25 protein-coding genes and 1 pseudogene are annotated in these 25,600 nt (G+C 65.2%); 14 read left to right on the plus strand and 12 right to left on the minus strand.

Translation table 11 applies throughout. The annotated features are described in order from the left end of the window. Together PQU95_RS15185 and PQU95_RS15190 are read left to right on the plus strand one after the other, a co-directional pair. Positions 1–222: pseudogene (locus PQU95_RS15185) on the plus strand (transcriptional regulator); the annotation flags it as partial. A 38-nt stretch (positions 223–260) separates the two neighbouring features. Then, positions 261–1,085: an EAL domain-containing protein gene (locus PQU95_RS15190; protein ID WP_272752790.1), complete on the plus strand. Its 825-nt coding sequence runs from the start codon at positions 261–263 to the stop codon at positions 1,083–1,085. 213 nt (positions 1,086–1,298) lie between these two features. On the opposite strand, the gene PQU95_RS15195 is transcribed toward PQU95_RS15190, so the two are convergent. From PQU95_RS15195 to PQU95_RS15220, 6 genes are all read right to left on the minus strand, one after another. Then, on the minus strand, positions 1,299–1,487 hold the full coding sequence (locus tag PQU95_RS15195) for a hypothetical protein (RefSeq protein ID WP_272752791.1): 189 nt from the start codon (positions 1,485–1,487) through the stop codon (positions 1,299–1,301). 99 nt (positions 1,488–1,586) lie between these two features. Then, a complete protein-coding gene (locus PQU95_RS15200) occupies positions 1,587–2,555 on the minus strand; it encodes an ABC transporter ATP-binding protein (protein WP_272752792.1) in 969 nt (322 codons plus the stop codon). Next, a complete protein-coding gene (locus tag PQU95_RS15205; RefSeq protein WP_272752795.1) occupies positions 2,552–3,535 on the minus strand; it encodes an ABC transporter ATP-binding protein in 984 nt (327 codons plus the stop codon). Before PQU95_RS15205 ends, PQU95_RS15200 begins: the two co-directional genes overlap by 4 nt. Next, on the minus strand, positions 3,532–4,482 hold the full coding sequence (locus PQU95_RS15210) for an ABC transporter permease (RefSeq protein WP_272752796.1): 951 nt from the start codon (positions 4,480–4,482) through the stop codon (positions 3,532–3,534). Before PQU95_RS15210 ends, PQU95_RS15205 begins: the two co-directional genes overlap by 4 nt. 9 nt (positions 4,483–4,491) lie before the next feature. Continuing rightward, on the minus strand, positions 4,492–5,448 hold the full coding sequence (locus PQU95_RS15215; protein ID WP_272752797.1) for an ABC transporter permease: 957 nt from the start codon (positions 5,446–5,448) through the stop codon (positions 4,492–4,494). A gap of 72 nt (positions 5,449–5,520) precedes the next feature. Further along, positions 5,521–7,176: an ABC transporter substrate-binding protein gene (locus PQU95_RS15220; protein WP_272752798.1), complete on the minus strand. Its 1,656-nt coding sequence runs from the start codon at positions 7,174–7,176 to the stop codon at positions 5,521–5,523. 284 nt (positions 7,177–7,460) lie between these two features. Between PQU95_RS15220 and PQU95_RS15225 the strand changes: the two genes are divergently transcribed. The 5 genes from PQU95_RS15225 (at position 7,461) to PQU95_RS15245 (ending at position 12,831) form a co-directional block, all read left to right on the plus strand. Then, a complete protein-coding gene (locus PQU95_RS15225) occupies positions 7,461–7,949 on the plus strand; it encodes a rhodanese-like domain-containing protein (RefSeq protein ID WP_272752799.1) in 489 nt (162 codons plus the stop codon). A 21-nt stretch (positions 7,950–7,970) separates the two neighbouring features. Next, entirely contained in the window at positions 7,971–8,933 is a 963-nt protein-coding gene (epsC, locus tag PQU95_RS15230) for a serine O-acetyltransferase EpsC (protein ID WP_272752800.1), read from the plus strand. 40 nt (positions 8,934–8,973) lie between these two features. Beyond that, entirely contained in the window at positions 8,974–9,906 is a 933-nt protein-coding gene (locus PQU95_RS15235) for a family 2A encapsulin nanocompartment shell protein (RefSeq protein WP_227304737.1), read from the plus strand. Further along, positions 9,881–11,680 (plus strand): family 2A encapsulin nanocompartment cargo protein cysteine desulfurase, encoded by a 1,800-nt coding sequence (locus PQU95_RS15240; protein ID WP_272752801.1) that lies wholly within the window; start codon positions 9,881–9,883, stop codon positions 11,678–11,680. Before PQU95_RS15235 ends, PQU95_RS15240 begins: the two co-directional genes overlap by 26 nt. A 152-nt stretch (positions 11,681–11,832) precedes the next feature. Beyond that, complete coding sequence (locus PQU95_RS15245; RefSeq protein WP_272752802.1) at positions 11,833–12,831, plus strand: sulfate ABC transporter substrate-binding protein; 999 nt, start codon at positions 11,833–11,835, stop codon at positions 12,829–12,831. A 77-nt stretch (positions 12,832–12,908) separates the two neighbouring features. Here the strand turns inward: PQU95_RS15245 and PQU95_RS15250 are convergent, their stop codons facing one another. Beyond that, the gene (locus PQU95_RS15250) at positions 12,909–13,805 is read right to left on the minus strand and encodes an EAL domain-containing protein (protein ID WP_272752803.1); all 897 of its coding nucleotides are present in this window, start codon (positions 13,803–13,805) and stop codon (positions 12,909–12,911) included. Positions 13,806–14,063: 258 nt separating this feature from the next. Here PQU95_RS15250 and tauA point away from each other — a divergent pair, with 258 nt between their 5' ends. The 7 genes from tauA to mtnA all read left to right on the plus strand — a co-directional run bounded on the left by tauA (position 14,064) and on the right by mtnA (position 21,217). Beyond that, a complete protein-coding gene (gene tauA / locus PQU95_RS15255; protein ID WP_272752804.1) occupies positions 14,064–15,044 on the plus strand; it encodes a taurine ABC transporter substrate-binding protein in 981 nt (326 codons plus the stop codon). A gap of 13 nt (positions 15,045–15,057) precedes the next feature. Further along, positions 15,058–15,840 (plus strand): taurine ABC transporter ATP-binding subunit, encoded by a 783-nt coding sequence (gene tauB, locus PQU95_RS15260; RefSeq protein WP_373321412.1) that lies wholly within the window; start codon positions 15,058–15,060, stop codon positions 15,838–15,840. Next, the gene (gene tauC / locus PQU95_RS15265; RefSeq protein WP_272752805.1) at positions 15,840–16,676 is read left to right on the plus strand and encodes a taurine ABC transporter permease TauC; all 837 of its coding nucleotides are present in this window, start codon (positions 15,840–15,842) and stop codon (positions 16,674–16,676) included. The genes tauB and tauC overlap by 1 nt, the downstream gene beginning before the upstream one ends. A gap of 9 nt (positions 16,677–16,685) precedes the next feature. After that, positions 16,686–17,519, plus strand: a complete 834-nt coding sequence (gene tauD / locus PQU95_RS15270) for a taurine dioxygenase (protein WP_272752806.1) — start codon at positions 16,686–16,688, stop codon at positions 17,517–17,519. Between the two features lie 109 nt (positions 17,520–17,628). After that, the gene (locus PQU95_RS15275) at positions 17,629–18,681 is read left to right on the plus strand and encodes an NADP(H)-dependent aldo-keto reductase (RefSeq protein ID WP_272752807.1); all 1,053 of its coding nucleotides are present in this window, start codon (positions 17,629–17,631) and stop codon (positions 18,679–18,681) included. A gap of 159 nt (positions 18,682–18,840) precedes the next feature. After that, positions 18,841–20,109, plus strand: a complete 1,269-nt coding sequence (locus PQU95_RS15280) for a hypothetical protein (RefSeq protein ID WP_272752808.1) — start codon at positions 18,841–18,843, stop codon at positions 20,107–20,109. Between the two features lie 19 nt (positions 20,110–20,128). Then, the gene (gene mtnA, locus PQU95_RS15285; RefSeq protein ID WP_272752809.1) at positions 20,129–21,217 is read left to right on the plus strand and encodes an S-methyl-5-thioribose-1-phosphate isomerase; all 1,089 of its coding nucleotides are present in this window, start codon (positions 20,129–20,131) and stop codon (positions 21,215–21,217) included. Between the two features lie 116 nt (positions 21,218–21,333). Here the strand turns inward: mtnA and mtnC are convergent, their stop codons facing one another. From mtnC to PQU95_RS15310, 5 genes are read right to left on the minus strand one after another with little or no spacing between them, the layout of a single operon-like run. Continuing rightward, positions 21,334–22,071 carry an acireductone synthase gene (gene mtnC / locus PQU95_RS15290; protein WP_272752810.1) on the minus strand — a complete coding sequence of 246 codons (738 nt, stop codon included), beginning with the start codon at positions 22,069–22,071 and terminating at the stop codon, positions 21,334–21,336. Next, positions 22,061–22,606 carry a 1,2-dihydroxy-3-keto-5-methylthiopentene dioxygenase gene (locus tag PQU95_RS15295; protein ID WP_272752811.1) on the minus strand — a complete coding sequence of 182 codons (546 nt, stop codon included), beginning with the start codon at positions 22,604–22,606 and terminating at the stop codon, positions 22,061–22,063. The genes mtnC and PQU95_RS15295 overlap by 11 nt, the downstream gene beginning before the upstream one ends. Further along, positions 22,603–23,235, minus strand: coding sequence for a methylthioribulose 1-phosphate dehydratase (mtnB, locus tag PQU95_RS15300; protein ID WP_272752812.1), 633 nt, complete (start codon positions 23,233–23,235; stop codon positions 22,603–22,605). The genes PQU95_RS15295 and mtnB overlap by 4 nt, the downstream gene beginning before the upstream one ends. Next, the gene (mtnK, locus tag PQU95_RS15305) at positions 23,232–24,530 is read right to left on the minus strand and encodes an S-methyl-5-thioribose kinase (protein ID WP_272752813.1); all 1,299 of its coding nucleotides are present in this window, start codon (positions 24,528–24,530) and stop codon (positions 23,232–23,234) included. Before mtnK ends, mtnB begins: the two co-directional genes overlap by 4 nt. Positions 24,531–24,539: 9 nt before the next feature. Continuing rightward, positions 24,540–25,592, minus strand: a complete 1,053-nt coding sequence (locus PQU95_RS15310) for a substrate-binding domain-containing protein (RefSeq protein WP_272752814.1) — start codon at positions 25,590–25,592, stop codon at positions 24,540–24,542. Positions 25,593–25,600 lie beyond the last annotated feature (8 nt).

The following is a 25,600-nucleotide window of genomic DNA, read 5'->3' on the forward strand; positions in this document are numbered from 1 at the left end:
CTGGGCGTGGGCATTATTGCCTCGATGGCGGTGGACGCGCAGCGCGAGAGCCAGGTGCGCGTGGTGGAAGGCGCACCGCTGTTCGGGCACCAGACCACCCGCGTGGCCATCCGCCGCGGCCACTACCTGCGCAGCTACGCCTACCGCTTCATCGAGCTGTGCTCGGCGGCGCTGGACGAAGACACCGTACGCCAGGCCTTGCTGCCGGCAGTACAGGACTGAGCCTGCGCCGTAACGTGAATTTTGCAAAAGGAACAGCGTTGAACCTGCAACGGCTGGTGAGCTACTTCGAGATCTGGGGACGTTCGCAAGATGGCGCCGGCCCGCAGCTAGCCTTTGATGACGAAGGTGCTTTTGGCCGCCTGGGCCAGTTGCGGCTGGACAGCCATTACCAGCCCCTGCTTGACCGCCAATGCCAGCCGGTAGCGTACGAGGCACTATTGCGCGTGAGCGACCCACACGGGCGGCGTATCGCGCCAGACCGCTTTTTTGCCGCGCTGGACGACAGCCACAACGTGATCGGCGTAGACCGCCTATGCCGTGTGATACACAGCGTGAACTTTCTGACCCAGCAGCCGCAACAGCAGGCACTGTATCTGAATGTGAATGGCCGCCACCTGCTGGGCATTGCCAGTGGCCGCCACGGCGCCACTTTCGAGGCTTTGCTGGCCTACTGCGGCCTGACACCCAAACAGGTGGTGCTGGAAATCATCGAATCCAGCGTGGACGACCTGAGCCTGCTGCAGCAAGCGATTGCGGCCTATAAGTCCAAGGGTTTTCGCATTGCCATCGATGATTTCGGCGCCCGCCACTCCAACTTCGACCGGCTGTGGGCGCTGGAGCCAGACATCGTCAAGCTGGACCGCAGCCTGACGGCGCAGGCGGCGCAAAACCCGCGTGCCGCCAAGGTGCTGCCGGTACTGGTACGGCTGATCCAGGAGCTGGGCGCCAAAGTGGTATGCGAAGGGATCGAAACACCCGTGCAGCAGGCGCTGGCGCTGGATGCGGGTGCCGACCTGCTGCAAGGCTATCTGTACGGTGAACCATCACCCAAATTGCGGGCTGCCCTGGCGCAACCGGCCTGAAGCATGCCTATACACTAGCCGACACATTGCGCGCACCCCGGCCACCAACAAAACACCCTGTCCGTTAACCGGCCAGGGTGTTTTTGCATACGGCAGTCACGCGCGGGTGCCAGCTTTAGTTCAAGGTTGGCCGCAAGCGCGTGGCCACCTCGCCACCCTGCTGTTTGCGGCCAATAAAGGCCACGCTGATCTGCTGGGCCCGCGCTACGCTTTTCATGCGGCGCGCCAGGTGTGGTTCACGAACTCCAGCATGATGACCATATGCCCGATGCCGGCTGGCACGGCACGGGTCAGGTCGCTACGTTTGCGCCCGCTCCAGTGCACCACATCGCTATAACCACCGGCTATCAGCGCGCGGCGCGTAGCATCGATATTGTCGCCGCCTACAATCATGGCTCGCATGGTGTGACTCCCTTGGTTACTTGAGTACAGTGTAAAGACCACCTGGCACCCTACGAACCAAGAAAAACGGCACAGCTTATACACTGTGCCGTCATAGCCTTATGCCATCAGATGACAACGTACCTGATGGCCGGCAGCCACCCTGTGCACCACCGGCACCACGCTGGCGCACTGCGCCGTGGCCTGCGGGCAGCGGGTGTGGAAACGGCAGCCGGCGGGCGGGTTGGCCGGGCTGGGCGGCTCGCCCTGCAGCACCACCCGTTCGCGCCTGGCGTCCGGGTCGGCCACCGGTATGGCCGACAGCAAGGCGCGGGTATAGGGGTGGCGCGGCTGGCCGAATACCTGCTCGCGGCTGCCCTGCTCCACGATCTGGCCCAGGTACATCACTGCCACGTCTTCGCACAGGTGCTCGACCACCGCCAGGTCGTGCGAGATGAACAGAAAACTCACCCCTTGCTGCTTGAGGTCGGCAAACAGGTTGATGATCTGCGCCTGGATCGACACGTCCAGCGCCGACACCGGCTCGTCGGCCACGATCAGCGCCGGCTGCAAGGCCAGTGCGCGAGCAATGCCGACACGCTGGCGCTGGCCGCCGCTGAACTCGTGCGGGTAGCGGCTGTAATGCTCCTCGCCCAGGCCGCAGCTGGCCATCACCGCCAGCACCCGCTCGCGCAGCGCCTCGCGCGGGCACAGGCCATGCGCCAGCAGCGCCTCGCCGATGGCATCGCCCACGCGCAGGCGCGGGTTAAGCGAGCCCAGCGGATCCTGGAATACCAGCTGCAGCTGCGGCCGTAGCCGGCGCAGCGCGGCCTTGTCCAGCGCGTGCAGGTCGTGGCCGGCAAAGCGTACTTCGCCAGCGTCTTTTTGATGCAAGCCCAGTACGGTGCGGCCAACCGTGGTCTTGCCGCTGCCCGACTCACCCACCAGGCCCAGGCTGCGACCACGGCGCACCACAAAGCTTACGTCGTCTACCGCCCGTACCGCGCCGGTCTGGCGCCCCAGCACGCCGCCGTGCAGCGGAAAGTGTTTGACCAGGCCATTCACGGCCAACAGGGTATCGTCGCTCATGCTGCCTCCTCGGTGCTCAACAGCAGGCAAGCCGCCTGCTGGGTAGGGCTGGTGGCCTGCAACACGGGTTGCCGGTGCAGGCAAGCTGGCCGCGCGTGCGGGCAGCGTTCGGCAAAGGCGCAGTGGTCGGGTAGCGCCAGCGGGCTGGGCACCTGGCCGGGAATGGCGGCCAGACGCGCCAGCCGGCGCCCCGGTACCGGCCGTGACGCCAGCAGGCCCTGGGTATACGGATGCTGCGGGTGGCGGAAGATGTCGCGCACGCTGCCGGTTTCCACCACGCGGCCGGCGTACATCACCACCACGCGGTCGGCCATCTCGGCCACGATGCCGAGGTCGTGCGTAATCAGCAGCAGCGCCATGCCGCTGGCCTGCTGCAGGCGGCGTAGCAGGTCGAGAATCTGCGCCTGGATGGTCACGTCCAGCGCGGTGGTCGGCTCGTCGGCAATCAGCAGCCGCGGCTGGCAGCTGATGGCGATGGCCAGCATCACTCGCTGTAACATGCCGCCGGACAGCTGGTGCGGGTAGCTGGCGGCAATAGCCTCAGGCCGCGCGATGCCCACCTGCTGCAGCAGCGCGATGGCCTGCTGCCAGGCGGCGGCGGGGCTGAGCTGGCGGTGGGTCAGCAGCGGTTCCATCAGCTGCTCGCCCACGGACAACACCGGGTTCAGCGCGCTCATCGGCTCCTGGAACACCATGGCAATATCGCGGCCGCGCAGCGGGCGCCACGCCGCGGGTGGCAGCGCCAGCAGGTTGGCCGCATCCAGCCGCACTTCGCCGCCCAGGCGGCAGGCCGGCGCGGGTGGCAACAGGCCCATCAGGCTGAGCGCGGTTACACTCTTGCCGCAACCGGACTCGCCCACCACCGCTACGCTTTCGCCTGCCTGGATGGCAAAGCTGACATCCTGCACCGCACGCGCCACGCCCTGCTCGGTGGCGAACTGTACGCTGAGGCGGTCAAACTCGATCAGTGGCTGGCTCATCGTGCACCCCTTGCCTGCAGGCGCGGGTCCAGCGCATCGCGCAGGCCGTCACCCAGTACGTTGATGGCGATTACGGTGGCAAAAATGGCCAGCCCGGGCGGCATCCACAGCCAGGGGCGGCGCTGGAAATCCACAAAGCTGTTGGCGGTATCCATCATATTGCCCCACGACGGTGTGGGCGGTACCACGCCCAGGCCCAGGTAGCTGAGGTAGGACTCGTTGAGGATGGCGCCGGCCACGCCGGTAGTGGCCACCACGATCAGCGTCGGGATGGTATTGGGCAGCAGGTGCACCAGCAGGCGGCGCCACAGCGGCAGGCCCAGCACTTCGGTGGCCAGCATGAAGTCGCGGCTGCGCAGCGATTGCACCTGGCCGCGGATGATGCGCGCCAGGTTGGTCCAGCCCAGCAGGCTGAGCATCAGCATCACCAGGTAGATGCGCTGCTCCGGCGCCACCTGCAGCTCGGACAGCAAGGCGCCCAGGATGATCAGCAAGGGCAAACTGGGGATGGTCATCAACAAGTCGGCCAGCCGCATGATGGCGCCGTCCAACCAGCCACCGGCGTAGCCGGCCAGCGCGCCCAGCACGTAGCCCAGTACGACAGACAGCACTACCGACACCAGCCCTACCGCCAGCGAGATACGGCCGGCGTGCAGCAGGCGGGTAAGGATGTCGCGCCCCAGAAAGTCGGTGCCCAGCCAGTGTGTGGCGCCAGGCGCATGGTTGGCCGCCAGCGCATCGGTGGTTTCCAGATCCCACGGCAGCAGCCACGGGCCGGCGACGCAGGCGACTACCATCAGCGCCAGGAACAACAGCGCCAGCATGGCCGGGCGGTTGCGCCACAGCCGGGCCAGCGCCTGCTGCCACGGCGTACGGCCCGCACTGGCCAGGCTGGCCAGCTCGGCCTGGCGACGACGCCACGGCAAACGTAAAGACAACACAGACATCACAACTCCTTAACGCAGACGGATACGCGGGTCGGCCAATGCCGACAGCACGTCGGCCAGCAGGTTGCCCACAATGGTGAGCACGGCCAGCAGCAAGGTGAAGCTCATCAGCACCGGGTAATCGCGTGCGGCCAACGTATCGATATGGATATGGCCGACACCCGGCCAGTTGAAGATTTTTTCGGTGACGATGGCGCCGGCAAACAGCCCCGGCAGCTCGAAGCCCAGCAGCGCGATCAGCGGCAACAGCGCATTGCGCAGCGCGTGGCGCAGGATCACCACCCGCTCCGGCAAGCCCTTGGCCCGCGCGGTGCGCACGCAGTCCATCGCCAGCGCGTCCAGCATGCTGGCACGCACGTAGCGCGTCAGGCCGCCGGCTTGCAGCATCACCAGCGTCAGCACCGGCAGCACCATGTGGCGTGCCACGTCCAGCGCGTAATCCCAGCCGGTGGCGTTACTGCCGATACTGATCATGCCGCCTACTGGCAGCCAGCCCAGGTCCACGGCAAACCACTTGATCAGCAGCAGGCACAGGAAAAACACCGGGAAACTCATGGCGGCAAACACCAATAGCGTTACCACGCGGTCAAACCAGCTGTAAGGACGCACGGCAGCCAGCACACCCACTGCCAGCGATAGCGTCCAGTACAGCAGCAAGGACACCAGCGCCAGCAGAAAGCTGCTCCACAGGTACTGTCCCAGCAGGGTGCTCACCGGTATCTGGTGCTGCAGCGAAAAACCCAGGTCACCGTGCAGCAGCTGGCTCAGCCAGCCCAGGTAGCGCGCCCATAGCGGGCGGTCCAGCCCGTACAGGGCTTTCAGCTCGGCTGCGCGCTGCGGGGTCAGGTTGATATTGCCGTCGATAAAGTCGCCCGGCGTCAGCGCAAACACCAGGAAGATCAGCAGCGAGGCACCGAATAACAAGGGAATGGCGCCCAGCAGGCGCCGCAAGACATAGGTTCGCATGGTAGGTCCAGCCAGAAAGGAAGCCGGCCGCCACGGTGGCTACCGTAGCGGCCGGGGTTGGCCGCAAGCGGCTCAGTACTGGATTTTCAGCTTGGGCAGGCTGCCGAAAATGCCGTTGAACACGTCGGGCTGGTAGTTGCCGATACGGCTGCTATTGACGTACAGCAGCTTGCGGTTGGCCAGCAGGATCAGTGGCGCATCGTTGGCCAGCACCTGGTACAGCTGGTGGTAAATGGCCTTGCGCTTGCCGATATCCAGCGTGCCGTTACCGGCGTTGATCAGCTTGTCTACCTGCGCGTTCTTGTAGCCCACTTCGTTTTCGGTGGAACGGAAACGTGCCACGCCGTCGTGCGGGTCGTTCAGGCCGGAGGTGCGGAAGGTGGCCAGGTCAAAGTTGCCGGCCTTGCGCTTGGCCAGCAGCGCGTTGAAGTCCGACACCTCGGGGCGCAGCTCCACCCCTACCCGCTTGAAGTTTTCCTTGGCAATGGGAATCAGCGCATCGTTGAACAGGCTCTTGGTCGCCAGCAGGGTCACCACCAGCTTCTGCCCGCCTTTTTCGCGAATACCGTCGCTACCCAGCTTCCAGCCGGCCTGATCCAGCAACGCGGCAGCTTTGGCCGGGTCGAAGTTGTAAGGGTTCACGCCCTTGGTGTCGTAAGCCCAGGACACCGGCGACAGCGGCAGCGTGGCCACACTGCCGTAGCCCTGGTACACCACGTCCACCAGCTTTTTGCGGTCCAGCGCATAGGTCAGCGCCTGGCGCACGCGCACGTCTTTCAGCGCCGGTTTGTTGTGGTTGAACTCGATCAGGCTGTAGTCGCTCGAGTTGTAGATATTGAGGTTGGCAAAACCCAGCGCCTTCAGCTGTTCGATATTGTCGGCATTGATCGAAAAGCCTTCCAGATCGGTTTCGCCGGTCTGGAACAGCTGCAGCTTGGTGGCGTCGCTGGTGATGCGGTAGATGAAGTTGGGCACCGCTGGCTTACCGGCAAAGTAGTACGGGTTGGCGTGGAAGCGCACTTCCTGGCCCGGAACGAATTTGTCGTAGATATAGGGGCCGGCACCCAGCGGTTTGCTGCTGTACTGGCGCAGATCGTCCAGCTTGCCTGGCTGGTAGCCACGGCCATACCAGGCGCGCGACAGCACCGGCCCGCCGATCAGCTGCAGCGTGGTAGCGCCCGGCTCGGTGACAGTGATCTGGATGGTTTGCGGGTTCAGCACCTTGATGCCTTCCACACTGCTGGCCTTGCCGGCTTTGTAGGCGTCACCGCCCTTGATCTTGGCCAGGCTGATATCGGTGCCGCCGTCGTAGGCCGGGTCGTGCAGGAAGGTCAGCGTAAAGGCCACGTCATCGGCGGTAAACGGCGAGCCGTCACTGAACTTCAGCCCCTTGCGCAGCTTCAGCGTGTACTGCAGGCCGTCCTTGCTGACCTGCCACGACTCGGCCTGCTCGGCACGCAGCTTGCCTTGCGCATCCAGCCCTACCAGCCGCCCGAAGATCACCTCGGTCACGTTCTCGTCCCAGCCATTGCTGAACAGGTAGGGGTTAAAGATGCCCTGCGGTGCCGAGATGGCGCCGACGATGGTGTCCTTGCGCGCCTTGGCCTGTGCCGGAATCGCCGACGGGTTAGTGGCGGCAATCACATCGGCCTGGGCACTAGCGGCAAGAACGCCAGCAGCAACGGCTGCGGCCAACAGGCGGCGCAGGAAGGGAGAATGGGTAGGCATAACTGGTCTCAAAGTGGCTGTCGGAGGCTGCAAAAGTTAGCAGCGGACGCCAGGCAAGCCAAACAATGATTTCTGATTTTCTTATTACAAGAAGCATACAAATGCACAAGAAAGCCACTAATGCGCAACAAGAAACCCGCAACATGGCGCATCACCAGAAAAAAGCCACCATTCCATCGTTATAAAAATTGCTGGAAATAACAGCAGTTTTTCTTGGTTAGGCTGGCGCCACCAGCGCCGTATAGTGGCTCTGCACCCGAAACACACCCGGTACGGAGACCACCATGCCACAGCTTGCCAGCCCCCAGATTTCCCCCCTGCCTGTCAACCCCGACACCCTGCTTGCCACCGGCCGCGAGCGCGCCCAGCGCACCGGCTTGCCCTACCCTGGCTGCCTGTACCCGCAAGAAGCCTGGGCACTGGTCGAGGCCGGCGTCGCCGCACTGGTAGACGTGCGCACGGTAGAAGAACGCAAGTTTGTCGGCCACGTCCCGGGCTCGCTACACGTAGCGTGGCAAACCGGCACAGCGCTCATCAAGAACCCGCGCTTTCTGCGCGAGCTGGAAAACAAAGCCGGCGGCAAAGACCGCGTCATCGTACTGCTGTGTCGCAGCGGCAAGCGTTCAGCGGCAGCGGCCGAGGCAGCCGCCGCCGCAGGCTTCACCCAGGTGTTCAACGTACTGGAAGGCTTTGAAGGCGACCTGGATACACAGCAACGCCGTGGCGACCTGGGTGGCTGGCGGCTGCGTGGCCTGCCATGGCAACAGGATTAACCCCCCGCGGGAGCAGATCATATGAATGACCGAGCAAAAAACTGGCTGTCGCTTGGCAACCAGCAGCAGAACTGGGATATCGAAGGCGTGGTGCGCGAGCTGCGCAACGCCCGCCTGGACTGGCGCAAGACCCACGGCCGCACCCGCGAGCTGGGCGGGCGCGAATTCCCCTCGCGCGAGGCTCTGCACGACATCGTGGAGGCGCTGTCCGGCGTGCTCTTCCCCATGCGGCTGGGGCCGCCGGACCTGAACGAAAGCAGCGAGGACTTCTACGTTGGCCATACGCTGGCGCAAGCACTGGACGCGCTGGTGAAACAGCTGCAGCTGGAGCTGAGCTATAGCGCCCGGCTACAGGGCCTGAGCGACGCCAAGAGCGAACAAAACGCGGTGATCATCGCCCGTGGCCTGGCCGCCGAGCTGCCACGGCTGCGCCGCATTCTGGATGCCGACGTACACGCCGCCTACGTGGGCGACCCGGCTGCGCGCAGTGTGGACGAAGTGCTGCTGTGCTACCCCGGCATCACCGCCATTCTTTACCACCGCCTGGCGCACTACCTGTACCGCGCCGGCGCCACGCTGGTGGCACGCATCATCGCCGAGATCGCACATTCCGACACCGGCATCGATATCCACCCCGGCGCACAGATCGGCAAAGGTTTTTTCATCGACCACGGCACCGGCGTAGTGATAGGCGAAACCGCCATTATCGGCGAGCGGGTACGGCTGTACCAGGCCGTAACACTGGGTGCCAAGCGCTTTACCAGCGACGCCGACGGCAAGCTGGAAAAAGGCCAGCCGCGCCACCCCATCGTGGAAGACGACGTGGTGATCTACGCCGGCGCCACCCTGCTGGGCCGCATCACCATCGGCCAGGGCGCCACCATCGGCGGCAACGTCTGGCTCACGCGCGACGTGCTACCGGGCAGCCATATCACCCAGGCCAATAGCCAGAATATTACCGGGACGCCGCAGGCCACACGCTAAGCGCCCCTTTCTCCCCAGCAAATCAAACCAAGGAACCATCATGGCCGAACATCAGGATGTCAAACAGGCACTGGGCGACAACGCCGCCCGCCAGCTAGCCAATGCCACCAAGACCGTACCGCAACTGTCCACCATCAGCCCGCGCTGGCTGGTGCACCTGCTGCAATGGACGCCGGTAGAGGCTGGCATCTTCCGCCTGAACCGCGTAAAAAACGCCGCCGGCGTGCGCGTGGCGTGCTCGCAGCGCGACGAATCCGAGCTGCCACAGACCTTTGTGGACTACGAAGAACAGCCGCGCGAGCTGTTCCTGAACGCGGTGACCACCGTGCTGGACGTACACACCCGCGTGTCCGACCTGTACAGCAGCCCGCACGACCAGATCAAGGAACAGCTGCGCCTGACTATCGAAACCATCAAGGAGCGCCAGGAAGCCGAGCTGATCAACAACCCGGAATACGGCTTGCTGGCCAATGTGGACGACAGCCAGCGCATCAGCACGCTGACCGGCGCACCGACCCCGGACGACTTTGACGAGCTGCTGACCAAGGTATGGAAAGAGCCGGGCTTCTTCCTGGCCCACCCGCTGGCCATTGCCGCCTTCGGCCGCGAGTGCACCCGCCGTGGCGTACCACCGCCAACCGTTAGTCTGTTCGGCTCGCAGTTCATCACCTGGCGCGGCGTGCCCATCATCCCGTCCGACAAGCTGCCGATCGACGAAAACGGCAAAACCAAGATCCTGCTGCTGCGCGTAGGCGACAAACGCCAGGGCGTGGTAGGCCTGTACCAGCCGGGCCTGGCCGGCGAACAGAGCCCGGGCCTGTCGGTACGCTTCATGGGCATCAACCGCAACGCCATCGCCTCCTATCTGATTTCGCTGTATTGCTCGCTGGCCGTGCTGACCGAAGATGCGCTGGCTGTGCTCGAAGACGTGGAGATTGGCAAGTACCATGACTATCCAGACACTTACAAGTAAGCCGGACGGCCTGCCGGACGTGGCCGACCTGGCGCGGCTGGCCAACGCCTTCTTCAGTGCGCTACCGGGTGAAACACCACCGGATAGCGGCAGCCTGACGCCGCCATCGCCCGCCGCCGCACCGGCCGTCCAGCCGCTGCCAGCCAGCGCACCGGCGCCAGCCGCCGGTAGCGGCCTGCGCGACGACGCCGCCTACGCGGTGCCGCAAGGCTACGCCGCTGCCGTGCCGCAGTTGGCCGCAGCGCAGCCGTCGGCCCCGTCGGCAGGTGGTGCGCCAGCCTCGTCGCCGTACTACTTCGTTAGCGAAGCAGGCCGCTACGGCGAGCTGGCCGGCAGCACCCAGGCCGCGCCGCTGCCCGGCGTGGACGACCGTGTTACCGCACAATCGTTCGGCCTGCCCGGCGAGGACTTCCTGCGCAGCCTGCTGCTGGCCGACAGCCGCCAGCCGGTAGCACCAGCCAGCCCGGCCGCCGCCCCCACCAGCCAGTACTACTTTCTGGAACCGGTGACGCGGCTGGACAAGGCGCCGGACTTCGACCGCCATGTGGCCAGCCGCCAGCACGGCTTTGATGTGAATGCGGTACGCCGCGACTTTCCCATCCTGGCCGAGCGCGTCAACGGCAAGCCGCTGATCTGGCTGGACAACGCCGCCACCACGCACAAGCCGCAATCGGTGATCGACCGTATCTCGTACTTCTACCAGCACGAGAACTCCAACATCCACCGTGCCGCCCACGAGTTGGCCGCACGCGCCACCGACGCCTACGAAGCCGCCCGCAACAAAGTGGCACGCTTCATCGGCGCCGGCAGCCCGGACGAGATCATCTTTGTGCGTGGCGCCACCGAGGCCATCAACCTGGTAGCCAATACCTGGGGCCAGCAGAACGTCGGGGCCGGTGACGAGATCATCGTGTCCAACCTGGAGCACCACGCCAATATCGTGCCGTGGCAGCAACTGGCGGCACGGGTGGGCGCGCGCATCCGCGTGATTCCGGTGGATGACAGCGGCCAGATCCTGCTGGACGAGTACCGCAAGCTGCTGAACAGCCGCACCAAGCTGGTGGCCATCACCCAGGTGTCCAACGCGCTGGGCACGGTCACCCCGGTGGCCGAGGTCATCGCGCTGGCGCACGCCGCCGGTGCCCGTGTGCTGGTGGACGGCGCACAGTCGGTATCGCACCTGCGCGTCAATGTGCAGGCGCTGGACGCAGACTTCTTCGTGTTCTCCGGGCACAAGGTGTTTGCCCCCACCGGCATCGGCGTGGTGTACGGCAAGGCGGCACTGCTGGACAGCATGCCGCCGTGGCAAGGCGGCGGCAACATGATTGCCGACGTCACCTTCGAGAAGACGCTGTACCAGCCGGCGCCCAACAAGTTCGAAGCCGGTACCGGCAACATTGCCGACGCCGTGGGCCTGGGCGCCGCCATCGACTACGTGGAGCGCATCGGCCTGGACAACATCGCGCGCTACGAGCACGACCTGCTGGTGTACGCCACGCACGGCCTGCAAGGCGTGCCGGGGTTGCGGCTGATCGGTACCGCGGCCAACAAGGCCAGCGTGCTGTCCTTCGTGCTGCCGGGTTACCGCACCGAAGAGGTTGGCCGCGCGCTGAACCAGGAAGGCATCGCGGTACGCTCCGGCCACCACTGCGCCCAGCCCATCCTGCGCCGCTTCGGCCTGGAAGCCACCGTGCGCCCGTCGCTGGCGTTCTACAACACCTGCGAAGAAGTCGACACGCTGGTGGCGGTACTGCACCGCCTGGCGCGGCGTTAACCAGCACTTGCCCTAGCCCAGCCCGGCCAGCACATGGCCGGGTTTTTTACGCCTATCGCTTTGCCAGCCTGTCGATATGCAAATCAGCTTTTATTGGTTCGGCACAGCCAAACCGCCCCGTACACTGCCAGCATCACCCTAAGGAGCACACCATGACGCTACGCCGTACGCTTGTTTCCACCTTGCTGGTTTCGCTGCTGTCACCGCTGGCCCTGGCAGATGTCAGCCTGCTGAACGTGTCCTACGACCCGACACGCGAGCTGTACCAGGACTTTAATGTGGCCTTTGCCAAATACTGGAAAACCAAGACCGGCGAAACAGTGGCCTTGAAGCAGTCGCACGGCGGCTCCGGCAAACAGGCGCGCTCGGTGATCGATGGCCTGGAGGCCGACGTGGTAACGCTGGCGCTGTCCAACGATATTGACGAGCTGCACAAAAACGGCGGCCTGGTACCGGCCAACTGGCAAAGCCGCCTGCCACACAACAGCACACCGTATACCTCCACCATCGTGCTGCTGGTACGCAAGGGCAACCCCAAGGGCATCAAGGACTGGAACGATCTGGCACGACCGGGGGTGGAAGTGATCGCGCCGAACCCGAAAACCGGCGGCGGGGCACGCTGGAACTATCTGGCGGCCTGGGGCTATGCGCTGAAACAGCCCGGCGGCAATGACGCCAGCGCCCGCGAGCTGGTGAAGAAAATCTACCAGAACGTAAAAGTGCTGGACTCCGGCGCCCGCGGCTCGCTGGTGAGTTTTTCGCAACGCGGCATTGGCGACGTACTGATCTCGTGGGAAAACGAAGCCTATCTGGCCACCAAAGAGCTGGGCCCGGACAAGTTCGACATTGTGGTGCCGTCCATTTCCATTCTGGCCGAGCCCTCCGTGAGCGTGGTGGACAAGGTGGTGGACAAGCGCGGCACGCGCAAGGTAGCCGAAGCCTACCTGCAATACCTGTACAGCCCGGAAGGCCAGGAGCTGGCTGCGGCCAACTACTACCGCCCGCGTGACCCGAACGTGGCAGCCAAATACGCCGGCAAGTTTGCCAAGGTAAAACTGTTTACCATCGACCAGGTATTCGGTGGCTGGGCCAAGGCACAGAAAGTGCATTTTGACGACGGCGCCATTTTTGACCAGATTATTACCCGCTAGAAAAACAGCTGGCCGCAACAAGCGGCCACACAGCAATAAACCCCGGCATGCCGGGGTTTATTTCATGGAGCACAGCTTTATACGGTGGGCAAAGATAGCGAGACACCCGGCAACAGGCTTTGCTCTGCCTGCGGTGCAGCGTCCTGTGCCAATTGCTGGCTCACCCACTGCCCGGCATAAAAGCGGGCGCCCATCTGGTGGGCGATGGCCAGCATATTGCCACAGATGATTTCTTCCACCCCCAGCACATAACCCTGCTCAACCAGCTGTGGCATCAGCCGTAGCAGCTGCTCGCGCACCTGCGGGTACATGATGGCGCGGCGGATGAAGCGTGGCGCCAGGCAGACAAAATCGGGTTCCAGCAGCCATAGCCGGTGCAGGTCATGCGGGCTTTCACCAAAACCGCCCAGGCCGACCTGGTGGGCGTGCTCGCGGTAGCGCTGCATCAGGGCGCGGCCAACGTCGGTGGTGTCGCGGTCGATAAACAGCAAAAACAGCACCTGGCTGCTGGCCAGCCCCAGGCCCTGTAGCAGCTGGGTGGTGAAATCGACAATACGGTCGCTGAAAGCGTGGCAAATGCGCGGGTCCAGGTCGATGCGCAGCGGCAGCCCACGGCCGTTACGGCCCAGGTGGTTAAGCAAATGCAGGATGCGGATCAGCTTCAGCAGCGCTACCGCCTTGGTTTCGGCGTAGTTCATGGCAAACAGCCAGTCTGCCGGCAAGGTCTGGCCAAACTGGCCGTGGATGCGTAGCCGCGCCGCCATGTAAACCGTCTGGTAGCCGTCCGCATCTGCCTGTGCCACAGGGAAGAATTCGCTGGTGAGCCACCAGCCGTCAAACCAGGCAAACACCTCTTTGTCGTTCCAGCCCAAGCTGTAGCTGCCAGGCAGGTCTGCCAGCAAACCCTGACAATACTGTAATAAGGACGGGTCAAAACCCGCTGGCGTGGTCTTGCTCTTTTTAAAGCGTTTCATTCTGGGGATTCAACAAGAGCGCAATGCCATTAATGTAGGCGCTTTTATCCAGCAGCTATATAAGCAATTCAGATAAGCTCTCTAATAATGGGCAAATAAGCGCCAAAGTCTCATCAAAACAAGCACCTGCCGCTTATTCAATTTAACGGATAGCTTTATAAAAAAGCCCCGATATATATTGCGGTATTCATTATTTCCGCAATGTATCACTTTTCTTTCTAATAGGGTCATCACACCAACACGCACAAGGACACCACCATGACCCGCCCGACGCTGACCGCCCTGTTTGTTTCCCTTGCTTTCGCCTCCGGCATTGCCCTGGCAGAAGACGTCACCATTGCCTACCAGACCGGCGTCGACCCGTCCAAAGTGCCGCAAGCCAATGGCGAATACGAGAAAGCCACCGGTGCCAAGATCAACTGGCGCAAGTTTGAAAGCGGTGCCGAAGTGGTGGCAGCGGTAGCCTCCGGCGACGTGCCCATCGGCAATATCGGCAGCAGCCCGCTGGCCGCCGCCGCCAGCCGTGGCCTGCCTATCCAAACATTCCTGATTACCGGCGTCATCGGCGAATCCGAAGCACTGGTGGTACGCAATGGCAGCAACATCAGCAAACCGGCCGACCTGGCAGGCAAAAAAGTAGCCGTACCGTATGTCTCCACCACCCACTACAGCCTGCTGGCCGCGCTGAAACACTGGAAAGTAGACGCCAGCAAGGTGAACATCCTCAACCTGCGCCCTAGCGAGATTGCTGCCGCCTGGCAGCGTGGCGACATTGACGCCGCCTACGTGTGGGACCCGGCCCTGGGCAAGGTAAAAGCCAGCGGCAAGGTACTGACCAGCTCGGCCGAAGTCAGCAAATGGGGCGCGCCCACCTACGACCTGTGGATCGTGCGCAAAGATTTTGCCGAGAAAAACCCGGCCTTCCTGAAACAGTTTGCCAAGGTTACCGGCGCGGTATTCGACCGCTACAACAAAGACCCGAAAGCCTTCGCCAATGATGCGGCCAACGTGGAAAAGATCGCCCGCCTCACCGGCAGCAAGCCGGAAGAAGTAGCCGCCCTGCTGCCTGGCAACAAGTACCCGTCGCTGAAAGAGCAAAGCGCCCTGCTGCAAAAGCCGTTTGTCAAAGCCGTCACCGACACCGCGGCCTTCCTGAAATCGCAAGGCAAGGTAGACAGCCTGCAGCCGGACTACGCCCCGTTTGTCACCAACCAGTTCGTCAACGCAGCGCAGAAGTAAGCGGGGAGCCAGCATGAGCCTGCTACAAGCACACAATCTGGGGGTGACCTACCCCGGCCAGGCCAGCCCGGCGCTGCAGCACGTGTCGCTGCAGCTGGGCGAAGGCGACCTGGTGGTGGCGCTGGGGCCGTCCGGCTGCGGCAAATCCACGCTGCTGGGCGTGCTGGCAGGCTTTATCGCCCCCAGCGAAGGCAGCGTCAGCTTTGACGGCCAGCCGGTTACCGCGCCGGGGGTAGAGCGTGCCGTGGTGTTCCAGCACGACGCGCTGCTGCCCTGGCTGAATGTGGCCGACAACGTAGCCTTCGGCCTGAAGCTGCAGGGCGTGGACAAGGCGCGCCGCCAGCAGGTGGTGGCCGACACGCTGCAGCTGGTCGGCCTGGCCGACGTTGGCCGCAAGTACACCTGGCAGCTGTCCGGCGGCATGCGCCAGCGCGTGGGCATTGCCCGTGCCATTGCCAGCCAGAGCAAGATTTTGCTGATGGACGAGCCGTTCGGCGCGCTGGATGCCTTTACCCGCGAGCAGATGCAGCAACTGCTGCTATCGGTGTGGCAGCACGCCGGGCGCGGTATCTTCCTGATTACCCACGACATCGAGGAAGCCCTGTTTCTGGCTACCGAGCTGGTGCTGATGTCGCCCGGGCCAGGCCGCATCGTGCAGCGGCTGCGCCCCGGTTTCAGCCAGCGCTACCGCGACGGCGAAGACGTGCGCGCCATCAAGTCCGACCCTGACTTCATCGCCCTGCGCGAGCAACTGCTGCGCAGCCTGTTTGCCCAACGCCAAGCGGAGGCCGCCTGATGTCTGCCAACGAACACACCCTGATCCGCATCCCTGACACACTGCCCACCAGCCAACGTAGCCGCCGCCCGCTGTCCCCCACGCAGTGGAGCCTGATCAGTATCGGCAGCATTACCCTGCTATGGTGGGCCATTACCGCCAGCGGCCTGGTGCCGGCGCTGTTCTTGCCGCCCCCCGGCGATGTACTGGCCAAATTCGGCACCCTGGTCAGCAACGGCTATATGGACGCCACCCTGCAGCAGCACCTGTGGGCCAGCCTGCAGCGCATCGTACTGGCGCTGTTGGCCGCCGTGGCAGTGGGCATTCCGCTGGGTATTGCCATTGGCACCTACCCGCGCGTACGCCACCTGCTGGACCCGCTGATCGAGTTCTACCGCCCGCTGCCGCCACTGGCCTATCTGCCGCTGATCGTGATCTGGTTCGGCATTGGCGAGCTGTCCAAAGTGCTGCTGATTTTCCTGGCCATTCTGGCGCCGGTACTGATCGCCACCGCCCATGGCGTGGGCAGCGTCAGCACCGTACGCCAGCAGGCCGCCCTGTCACTGGGCGCCAGCCGCGGCCAACTGCTGCGCTACGTGATCCTGCCGGGTGCGCTGCCCGACATTCTCACCGGCATCCGCATCGGCCTGGGCGCCGGCTGGAGCACGCTGGTGGCCGCCGAGCTGATCGCCGCCACGCAGGGCCTGGGCCTCATGATCCAGTCCGCCGCACAGTTTCTGGTCACCGATGTGGTGGTGCTGGGCATCATCGTCATCGCCCTGGTGGCCTTTGCGCTGGAGCTGGGCCTGCGCCGCCTGCAGCGCCGCCTTACCCCCTGGCACGGCCAGACCCATTAAGGAGTAGTCATGAGCTTGCGCTTTACCCGCCTCAGCCCGGCGCTGGGTGCCATTGTGGAAGGCTTTGACCTTGCCACCCCGCTAAACGACGAGCTGCGCCAGCGCGTCAGCGATGCCCTGCTGCAGCACCAGGTGCTGTTTTTCCGTGGCCAGGACGTGAGCCCGCAGCAGCAGCGCGATTTTGCCGCCTGGTTCGGCGACCTGCACATCCACCCGCTTTACCCGAAGATCGAGGACACGCCGCAGATCATGGTGCTGGACACCGCACTGAACGACCTGCGCGACAACGCCATCTGGCACACCGACGTCACCTTTATCGACACCCCGCCGCTGGGCTCGGTACTGGTGGCGCGCAAGCTGCCCGAGTACGGCGGAGACACACTGTGGGCCAGCGGTACCGCCGCCTGGCGCGGGCTGTCGCCCTACTTCCAGCAGCTGCTGGACGGCCTCACCGCAACGCACGACTTTACCAAATCGTTCCCGCTGTCGCGTTTTGGCCATACACCGGAAGCGCTGGCCAACTACGAGGAAACCCGCCGCAAGACACCACCGGTGGTGCACCCGGTGATCCGTACCCACCCGGTAACCGGTGAAAAAGCGTTGTTCGTCAGCGACGGCTTTACCACCCACATCAACGAGCTGGAGCCGGCCGAAAGCCAGGCGGTGCTGCAGTTCCTGTTTGCCCACTTTGCCAAGCCGGAATACAGCGTGCGCTGGCGCTGGCAGCCGGGCGACGTGGCGTTCTGGGACAACCGCGTCACCCAGCACTACGCGGTGGACGACTACCGCCCGGCGCACCGCATCATGCACCGCGCCACCATTCTGGGTGACAAGCCGTTCTGACCCGGCAAGACACCAGACAAACCGGCAGCCAGACTGCCGGTTTGTCATTTAGCCCCCCCGGCGTACACTGCCGCATGGACACCACCCCACCCGATACGAGGCAGCCCCCATGCAATACCGCACACTAGGCCACACCGGCATCGACGTCAGCCTGATCTCCCTGGGCACCATGACCTGGGGCGAGCAAAACAGCGAAGCCGACGCCCACAGCCAGCTGGATCTGGCACTGGAACACGGTGTCAACCTGATCGACGCCGCCGAGATGTACCCGGTACCGCCGCGCCCGGAAACCCAGGGCCGCACCGAACAGTACATCGGCAGCTGGCTGGCCGCCGGCGGCCGCCGCGAACGCATTGTGCTGGCCACCAAGGCCGCAGGCCCCAGTAGCGACCCCAAGCGCCCCAGCCATATCCGCGATGGCCGCACGCATTTCAGCCGCGCCAACCTCACCGAAGCGCTGCACGACAGCCTGCGCCGCCTGCAAACCGACTATGTGGACCTGTACCAGCTGCACTGGCCGGACCGCCACGTGAACATCTTCGGCCAGGCACTGTACCCCTACCAGGACGACCCGGCCGGCAGCGTGGCCATCGAAGAAACACTGGCCGTGCTGCAAGACTTCATCCGCGACGGCAAGGTGCGCGCCATTGGTGTGTCCAACGAAAGCCCGTGGGGCATGGCCCGTTTCCTGGCTGCCGCCGATTACCGTGGCCTGCCGCGCATTGCCAGCATCCAGAACGCCTATAGCCTGCTGAACCGCACTTTCGAGAACGGCCTGTCCGAATTCAGCCACCGTGACGGCGTGGGCCTGCTGGCCTACTCGCCACTGGCCTTCGGCATGCTCAGCGGCAAATACCGTGACGGCGCCCGCCCGGCCGGCGCGCGGCTATCGCTGTTCGACCGCTTTACCCGCTACAGCAACCCGCAAGCCGAAGCCGCCACCGCACGCTACGTGGCGCTGGCCGAAGCACGCGGCCTGAGCCCGGCGCAATTGGCGCTGGCTTTCGTCAACAGCCGCCCCTTTGTGACCAGCAACATTATCGGTGCCACCACCCTGGCCCAGTTGCAGGAAAACCTGGCCAGTCTCAGCCTGACGCTGGATGCCGGCACCTTGGCCGCCATTGATGCCATCCATACCGCCATACCCAACCCGGCCCCCTGAACGAACTGCTACAGGCGCTGGTGATATAGGAACGCAGTAGATTTCGATATCATCAGCCTGCCGATAAGCTAGCCGTTTTTCATCATTTCAGCCGCAAGGCAAAGCTGTTTACAGTCGTTGCATCGTGTTTGACACCCCCGATTACGCAAGGAAAACACCATGCAACAGACTGCCCGTTTCCCCGGCGCCCGCCACCTGCTGGCCAGCGCCCTGATCATCGCAGGCATCAGCTTTGCCCACGCTGCCACCCCGCTGCAACAGGCGCTGGACTACCAGCAATACCTGGAAGACCAGTACGGCGTAGTGCTGTCGTCCGACCCCAGCAACAGCGAGTTTGCCAATGCGCTGGGCAAGGCGCTGCAGCTGGACGACGCCGCCCGCCAACAACTGCTGGCCGGCCTGAAGCCGAAAGACCCGCTGAACGAACTGAACGCCGCCCGCCTGGCGCTGAAGGCCGCCGGCCTCGCCGAGCTGGCCTACACCTACCCGGCAGACAAGGTTGGCCGCGTGCTGGCCAAGCTGCCGCAACTGGACGCCAGCAAGCTGGAGCCTATCGTGGCGCAGGAGCTGGCGGCCGCAGTGGATAGCGGCCTGATCGCGCCGGAAGCCTACGCCGGCTTCAAACCCGCTGCAGTGGTGAAATGGGACGCCGAATTCCGCCTGCTGGGCCAAACGCTGGCCATCCAGGGCCGCTACAAGCGCGCGCTGGGCAATAGCAGCGACGCCGACATCCTGTCGCGCCTGCAACAGGCCTGGCAAACGCAGGAAGTGATCGTCAGCCCGGCGCTGAGCCAGCCGTTCGACCAGGCACTGCAGCAAGGCGTGATCACCGGCTACAACCTGAAAGACCTGCGCCACGCGCCGCGTTTCGATGCGCGCCTGACCGTTACCTACGGCCACAGCGACATCCGCCACGCGCAGCAGCTGCTGGGCCTGCTGCGCAGCGAAGGCCTGAACGCCCGCGTGCAGCTGGAACCCAAAACCTCGGCCTACCTGTACCTGAAGGAATGGGGCCCGGCTACCGCATCCGACAACCTGCGCCTGACCCCGCTGCCGGATGGCAACGCGCTGGCCTACGCCCGCGAGTACGACCTCAGCCTGGAGTTTGCCGATGCCGCGCAGAAAGACCGCTTCCAGGAGGTGGTATTCCGCTACGCCAAGAAAGACCGCGACAAGCAGCCGAGGCTGATCCACGCCGCCTGGTGGCAGCCGCTGTACACCTCCACCACGGTGCAGAAAGACTACGTGCCCATCCGCAACACCGTGACCCAGCAAGGGCACTACCTGGCGCAAAGCTACAGCCTGCCGGCCAAGGCCGCCCAGGTCGCCGCCAGTCTGGGCAAGCTGGCCGGCAAGCTGCCACTACGCCAGGAAACGCTGTACGTGGACCCGCCGTTCTTCAACTACCTCAACGGCGACAGCAAGTAAGCGCCAGGGAAACATCGCCATGAACGTAAACGGCCAACCCTACCGCAGCATCGTGCGCGACGGTCACAGCCTGCTGGTGATCGACCAGACCGTGCTGCCGCATACCTTCCGCCAGCTGCGGCTGCACAGCGCCGAGCAGGTGGCCGACGCCATCCGCCGCATGGTGGTGCGCGGTGCGCCGCTGATCGGCGTCACCGCCGCCTACGGCCTGGCGCTGGCGCTGCGCGAAGACGCCAGCGACGCCGGCTTGCAGGCCGCCAGCGACGCCCTGCTGGCCACCCGCCCCACCGCCGTCAACCTGCGCTGGGCGCTGCAGCAGATACAGCAGCACGTGGCCGCGCTGCCAGCACGCGAACGTGCCGCCGCCGCGCTGGCCCGTGCCGACGCGCTGGCCGAGGAAGACGTGCGCAGCAATGCCGCCATCGGCGAGCACGGCGCACGCCTGCTGCGCTACCGCTGGGAGCTGCTGGGCAAGCCGCCGGTACTGAACGTGCTCACCCACTGCAACGCCGGCTGGCTGGGCTGCGTAGACTGGGGCACCGCGCTGGCCGCGCTGTACCAGGCCCACCGCCAAGGCCTGCCGCTGCACGTGTGGATAGACGAAACGCGGCCGCGTAACCAGGGCTCCAGCCTCACCACCTGGGAGCTGCAAAGCCACGGCATTGCCGCCACGCTGATTACCGACAACGCTGGCGGCTACCTGATGCGCCAGGGCCAGGTGGACGCCTGCATCGTGGGTGCCGACCGTGTTACCGCCAGCGGCGACGTGTGCAACAAGGTAGGCACCTACCTGAAAGCGCTGGCCGCCGCCGACAACGGCATCCCGTTCTATGTGGCACTGCCCACCAGCACCATAGACTGGCAGATTCGTGACGGGCAGCAGCATATCGAGGTGGAAGACCGCAGCGGCGAGGAAGTCACCCACATCTGGGGCCGTGACGACGACGGCCAGCTGCGTCGGGTGCAGCTGGCGCCGGACGGCACCCGCGCCCGCAACCCCGCCTTCGACATCACCCCGGCACGGCTGGTCACTGCACTGGTCACCGAGCACGGCGTGGTCGCCGCGCACGAAGCCGGCCTGGCCACGCTGCGCCGCCCGGCGCAGTAAGTCCGCGCATAGCACACCTGCCCCCTGCTGCCAGGCAGCCAGGGGGCATTCTTGTTGATCAAAAAGGTTGGCCGCAGCAAGTGCTGCGGCCAACCTTTTGTGCCATTACCCCGCCGTTAGCCGTGTACAGGCTGCGGCAGCCGCGTGAGTTGCCCGGCCAGGCCGGCAAAGCTGGCGATGACGGCGGGCGGCAATGGCCCGTCGCGCACCACTTGTATCGCCTGCCAGCCAGCCTCACGGGCAGCGGCAATCTCGCCGGGGTGGTCGGACAGGAACAGCAGCTGCACGGCAGGCTGCCGTAGCTGCGCAGCAATGGCGCGATACGACGCCGGCTGCAGCTTGCCGCCGACGGCGGTATCGAACCAGTGGCCAAACAAGGGGCGCAGGTCGCCAGCGCTACTGTGGCCCAGAAACAGCTGCTGCGCCGCCACCGAGCCGGACGAGTACACCGCCAGCGTCAGCCCCTGCGCCCGCCACGCCTGCAGCGCCGGCTTCACGTCCGGGTACAGCGGCGCCTGCAGCTCGCCGCTGGCGTAGCCCTGCTGCCAGATCCAGCCCTGCAGCGTTTTCAGCGGCGCGATCTTGCGGTCGGCGTCGCTCCACGCCAGCAGCTGGCTGGCCGCAGCAGCCAGGTCCAGCGGCTGACCGGCCTCGGCGGCCACATCCGCCAGCAGCTGTGCCACCCGCAGCTCGCCGGCGTGGGCCTGCAGCCAGCCGGCCAGACGCTGCCGCGCGTAAGGGAACAGCACCTGCTGCACGTAGTCGATCGGCGCCACCGTGCCTTCCAGGTCGCACACGATCACCGCCACCGGCTGCTGCACGGTGGGGCCAGGCTGGGTCGTATCAAGCGGCATCGGGGATGAACCTCGCGGCAATGGTGTCACCGGTAATGTGCCCTACCCAGCCAGCCGGGTCGATGAACAGGCGAATGGCGGTGAAGAGCGGTTCGGTACCGGTATCGAACCAGTGGCGGGCGCCGGCCGGCACGCTCAGCAAATCACCCTGCTGGCAGTGCAGGCGGTACACGCGCTGCTGTGCGTGCAGGTAGAAGGTGCCACTGCCCTCGACAAAAAAGCGCACCTCGTCTTCGGCGTGGGTGTGCTCGGACAGAAACTTCTGCCGCAGCGCGGCGCGCTCCGGGTGCGCGGGTGTCAGCCGCACCACGTCCACCGTGGTGTAGCCGCGTTCGGCCTGCAGCGCGGCAATCTGCGGCGCGTAGGCGTGCAGTACCGTGGCGCTGTCGGCGTCGGCCGGCAACGCCGCTGCCAGCGGCCACTGGCTAAAATCCACCCCGATCACCGCCAGCGCCGCGCTGATGGCGTCCGGCTGGCTAAGGCGCGCCAGCGGCAGCGCGGGGGTGTCTTCGTGATAAATGGTCAGTTGCGTCATGTCGTGTGCTCCCACGCTTGCTGCAGCTGCAACAGCGCGTCCAGTGCTTCCAGATGGCGAAAAGCCTCCTTGCCGTTACGGCCCCATACATAGGCGCCGTGGCCCGCCAGCAGATAGCCCGGCGCCAGCCGGCCCGGCTCCGCCGCCAGGTGCGCTTCCACCTGCTGCGCCAGCGTGACCGTGTCTTGCGCGTTGGCAAATACCGGCACCCGCAGCGTGCTGTCGTGGGTGGTTTCGCCGGCAAAAGCTTTTTGCAGCTCCCAGCCTTGCAGCAGCAACACGCCGGCGTCCTGGTGGCGACGGCCGGCCAGCGCGGCCAACGGCTGGTGGGCGTGCAGGATGGCACCGATAGCGGGGTCGGCGCGGTAGCGCGCCAGGTGCAGCGGCGCCTCGGCCGACAGGTCACCCGGCAGCACTTGGTCCAGCGCCACCACCGCCAGATCGTCCGGCGTCAGCGCGCCTTTGTCGCGGCCGCTACGGGTAATCACCACGTGGCGGGCGTCCACCCGTGCCGACAGGTTGCCGCTGGTGGCCGGTAGCCAGCCACGGGCCGCAGCCAGGCGGCCGGCTTCGATCACGCTGGCTATGGCCGGCGCTGCCTGGTGCAGATAGGTATTGGCGTGGCTCATGCGGCGGCCTCCAGCGTGGCGGTATGGTGGTCGGCTTGCGCCTGCGCGCGCGCCAGCACGGCACCGATATGGCCGAATGCCTGCGGCTGCAACAGCAGCTCGCTGGCCAGTGCCAGCGCGGCCTGCTCGCAGCGGGCGCGCAAGGCCGGGTCGGCAATGCGCTCGAAATCGGCATTGTGGGCAAAGCCGGTAATGCGGCGCACAATCTCGGCACCGGCAAAGCCCAGCGTGTCCTGATAAATGTCCGCCAGACGGCGGGCACGGCCGGCGGCAAAGGCGGCCTGCCCGTCGGCATCGGCAAACAGCCGTTGCGGCCAGGCGTCGCCGCTGGCGTGCGCTGCCCACAGCGCGTCGTAGCGGCGGGCGAAGTGCTGCCAGAACACCGCCACCTGCTCCAGCAGCCAGTCGGCGTAGCCGCTGTGCGCGGCGTCGCTGTCGCTATAGCCGGGCTGGGCAAAGTAGGCCATCAGCAGGTTGGCCACAAACACGCCGGTATCGAAGCCCACCGGGCCGTACAGCGCGAATTCGGCGTCGATGACGCGGGTGTCGTCGGCGCTGACCATCACCGAACCGGTGTGCAGGTCGCCGTGCAGCAGCGCTTCCCTGCGCGTCAGAAAACGGTGGCCCAGCTCGGCCACCGCCGCCCGCAACGGCGCGTTGGCGCGCAAGGCGGCCACGGTGTCGTCCAGCTGCGGGCTGGTCCAGCGGTTGCGCGGCAAGGCTTCGAAGGGGTCGGCAAACACCAGTTCGGCAGTGACGCGGGTCAGCGCCAGGTTGGCCGCAAAGCCAGCCACCTGCCCGGCCACCGCTTCCAGCGGCTGCGCCAGTGGCGAGGTATGCACTGCGCTGCGGGCCACAAACTCGGCCACGGCGCTGGCCGCCTGCGGGTAGCGCTGGCCGGCCAGCAGCTCGCCGCGCAGCACGCGGTGCGGGCGCAGCAGCGCCACCACGCTGGCAAACAGCGTGGCGTCGTAATGCAGCGGCGCCGGTATCAGCCCCGCCAGGTGCGGGCCGGCCACCACCGCGTGCTGGTACTCGAACCAGGCGCGCTCCAGCGGCATCGGCCAGCTTTCGCCCACCACGCGCACATAGGGCAGCGACTGCTTGACGCAGACGCCACCGTCCGTGCCGTCCACCAGAAACACCAGGTTAAGGTTGCCGTCCCCTACTTCGCTGATTTGCCACTGCTGCGGGCTGCCGCCCAGGCGGGCGGCCAGCGCCGGCAGGCTGGCCAGCCAGGGCCGCAGGCTGTCGGGAGTAAAGGCGCGGTAGCCTTCGGGCGTGTGCAGTGCCATGGCCAGCTCCTAGTGTGCTACCGGAATCCACGGTGCCAGCGCGGCATCGCTGCGGCCAAAGGCCGGCAGGCGGGCCGACAGCTCTTCCACCGTCTTGATGTTGTACTTGTCCAGGTCGCTGCGGGTAATCAGCACCGGCTTGATGGCGATCTGCTGCGGCACCGGCTGGCCGGCTACCGCCAGCGCGGCGGCGCGCACGGTGGCAGCACCCACTACCGCCGGGTTGGTGGCGGCGGTGGCAACCCACGGGCTATCCGGCTCGCGGATTTCGCGGATGTCGGCGGTGGACACATCCGCACTGTAAATACGCAGCTTCTTGCTGATACCCAGCTCCTTGGCGGCCAGCTTGGTACCACGGGCAAACTCGTCCCACGGTGCAAACACCACCGTGATGTCCGGGTTGGCGCGCAGCGCCGGGGTGGCCTGGGCGGCTACCGAAGTCGGCACCGGGGCCGCTACCGTGCCCCAGCGCGCTTTTTCCACGATGCCGGGGTTGGCCGCTTTCAGCTCGCGCCATACCGCGTCACGGCGGTCCAGCGGCGCAAAGCCCGGTACGTAGACATAGCCGGCCTTGAACGCCTTGCCGTTGTCCTTGATGGCCTGGGCCAGCACGGCACCGGCCAGCTCTTTATCGCTTTGTTCTACCTGGATCACCTTGGGGTTGTTCAGGTTCACGTCAAACGCCACCACCTTGATGCCGGCGTCCAGCGCCTTCTGCACCACGTCTTTCAGCGCTTCCGGCTGGCCGTGGTCGATGATGATGGCTTTCACGCCCAGGTTGATGGCCTGCTGGATCTGCTCGCGCTGCAGCGCCGCGTCTTCCTTGCCGGGGAAGGTGCGCAGGTCGATACCCAGCGCCTTGGCCTGCTTTTGCGCGCCACTATCGAACGCGCGGAAGAAGTCGCCACCGGAGATGTAGCCCACCAGCGCGGCCTTGACGCCGCCCTTGTCGAACGGGGCCGGCGCGCCTTTCAGGCCGGCGGCGTGGGCGGGCAACAGCAGGCTGCTACCCAGGCTGAGAATGAGGGCCGCCAGTTGGCGACGGGTAAAGAGATGACTCATGGCAAGCT

Source organism: Vogesella aquatica (assembly GCF_028548455.1).
GTDB lineage: Bacteria > Pseudomonadota > Gammaproteobacteria > Burkholderiales > Chromobacteriaceae > Vogesella > Vogesella aquatica.

What these genes read in the sequence shown, in the direction of transcription:
- tauC (WP_272752805.1), top strand. Translation starts at nt 15,840, where the DNA reads ATGTCTGCCAACGAACACACCCTGATCCGCATCCCTGACACACTGCCC.
- PQU95_RS15275 (WP_272752807.1), top strand. Translation starts at nt 17,629, where the DNA reads ATGCAATACCGCACACTAGGCCACACCGGCATCGACGTCAGCCTGATC.
- PQU95_RS15295 (WP_272752811.1), bottom strand. Translation starts at nt 22,606, where the DNA reads ATGACGCAACTGACCATTTATCACGAAGACACCCCCGCGCTGCCGCTG.
- mtnK (WP_272752813.1), bottom strand. Translation starts at nt 24,530, where the DNA reads ATGGCACTGCACACGCCCGAAGGCTACCGCGCCTTTACTCCCGACAGC.
- tauD (WP_272752806.1), top strand. Translation starts at nt 16,686, where the DNA reads ATGAGCTTGCGCTTTACCCGCCTCAGCCCGGCGCTGGGTGCCATTGTG.
- epsC (WP_272752800.1), top strand. Translation starts at nt 7,971, where the DNA reads ATGAATGACCGAGCAAAAAACTGGCTGTCGCTTGGCAACCAGCAGCAG.
- tauA (WP_272752804.1), top strand. Translation starts at nt 14,064, where the DNA reads ATGACCCGCCCGACGCTGACCGCCCTGTTTGTTTCCCTTGCTTTCGCC.
- PQU95_RS15215 (WP_272752797.1), bottom strand. Translation starts at nt 5,448, where the DNA reads ATGCGAACCTATGTCTTGCGGCGCCTGCTGGGCGCCATTCCCTTGTTA.
- PQU95_RS15235 (WP_227304737.1), top strand. Translation starts at nt 8,974, where the DNA reads ATGGCCGAACATCAGGATGTCAAACAGGCACTGGGCGACAACGCCGCC.
- PQU95_RS15225 (WP_272752799.1), top strand. Translation starts at nt 7,461, where the DNA reads ATGCCACAGCTTGCCAGCCCCCAGATTTCCCCCCTGCCTGTCAACCCC.
- PQU95_RS15280 (WP_272752808.1), top strand. Translation starts at nt 18,841, where the DNA reads ATGCAACAGACTGCCCGTTTCCCCGGCGCCCGCCACCTGCTGGCCAGC.
- tauB (WP_373321412.1), top strand. Translation starts at nt 15,058, where the DNA reads ATGAGCCTGCTACAAGCACACAATCTGGGGGTGACCTACCCCGGCCAG.
- PQU95_RS15245 (WP_272752802.1), top strand. Translation starts at nt 11,833, where the DNA reads ATGACGCTACGCCGTACGCTTGTTTCCACCTTGCTGGTTTCGCTGCTG.
- PQU95_RS15200 (WP_272752792.1), bottom strand. Translation starts at nt 2,555, where the DNA reads ATGAGCGACGATACCCTGTTGGCCGTGAATGGCCTGGTCAAACACTTT.
- mtnB (WP_272752812.1), bottom strand. Translation starts at nt 23,235, where the DNA reads ATGAGCCACGCCAATACCTATCTGCACCAGGCAGCGCCGGCCATAGCC.
- PQU95_RS15250 (WP_272752803.1), bottom strand. Translation starts at nt 13,805, where the DNA reads ATGAAACGCTTTAAAAAGAGCAAGACCACGCCAGCGGGTTTTGACCCG.
- PQU95_RS15240 (WP_272752801.1), top strand. Translation starts at nt 9,881, where the DNA reads ATGACTATCCAGACACTTACAAGTAAGCCGGACGGCCTGCCGGACGTG.
- PQU95_RS15205 (WP_272752795.1), bottom strand. Translation starts at nt 3,535, where the DNA reads ATGAGCCAGCCACTGATCGAGTTTGACCGCCTCAGCGTACAGTTCGCC.
- PQU95_RS15195 (WP_272752791.1), bottom strand. Translation starts at nt 1,487, where the DNA reads ATGCGAGCCATGATTGTAGGCGGCGACAATATCGATGCTACGCGCCGC.
- PQU95_RS15220 (WP_272752798.1), bottom strand. Translation starts at nt 7,176, where the DNA reads ATGCCTACCCATTCTCCCTTCCTGCGCCGCCTGTTGGCCGCAGCCGTT.
- mtnA (WP_272752809.1), top strand. Translation starts at nt 20,129, where the DNA reads ATGAACGTAAACGGCCAACCCTACCGCAGCATCGTGCGCGACGGTCAC.
- mtnC (WP_272752810.1), bottom strand. Translation starts at nt 22,071, where the DNA reads ATGCCGCTTGATACGACCCAGCCTGGCCCCACCGTGCAGCAGCCGGTG.
- PQU95_RS15310 (WP_272752814.1), bottom strand. Translation starts at nt 25,592, where the DNA reads ATGAGTCATCTCTTTACCCGTCGCCAACTGGCGGCCCTCATTCTCAGC.
- PQU95_RS15210 (WP_272752796.1), bottom strand. Translation starts at nt 4,482, where the DNA reads ATGTCTGTGTTGTCTTTACGTTTGCCGTGGCGTCGTCGCCAGGCCGAG.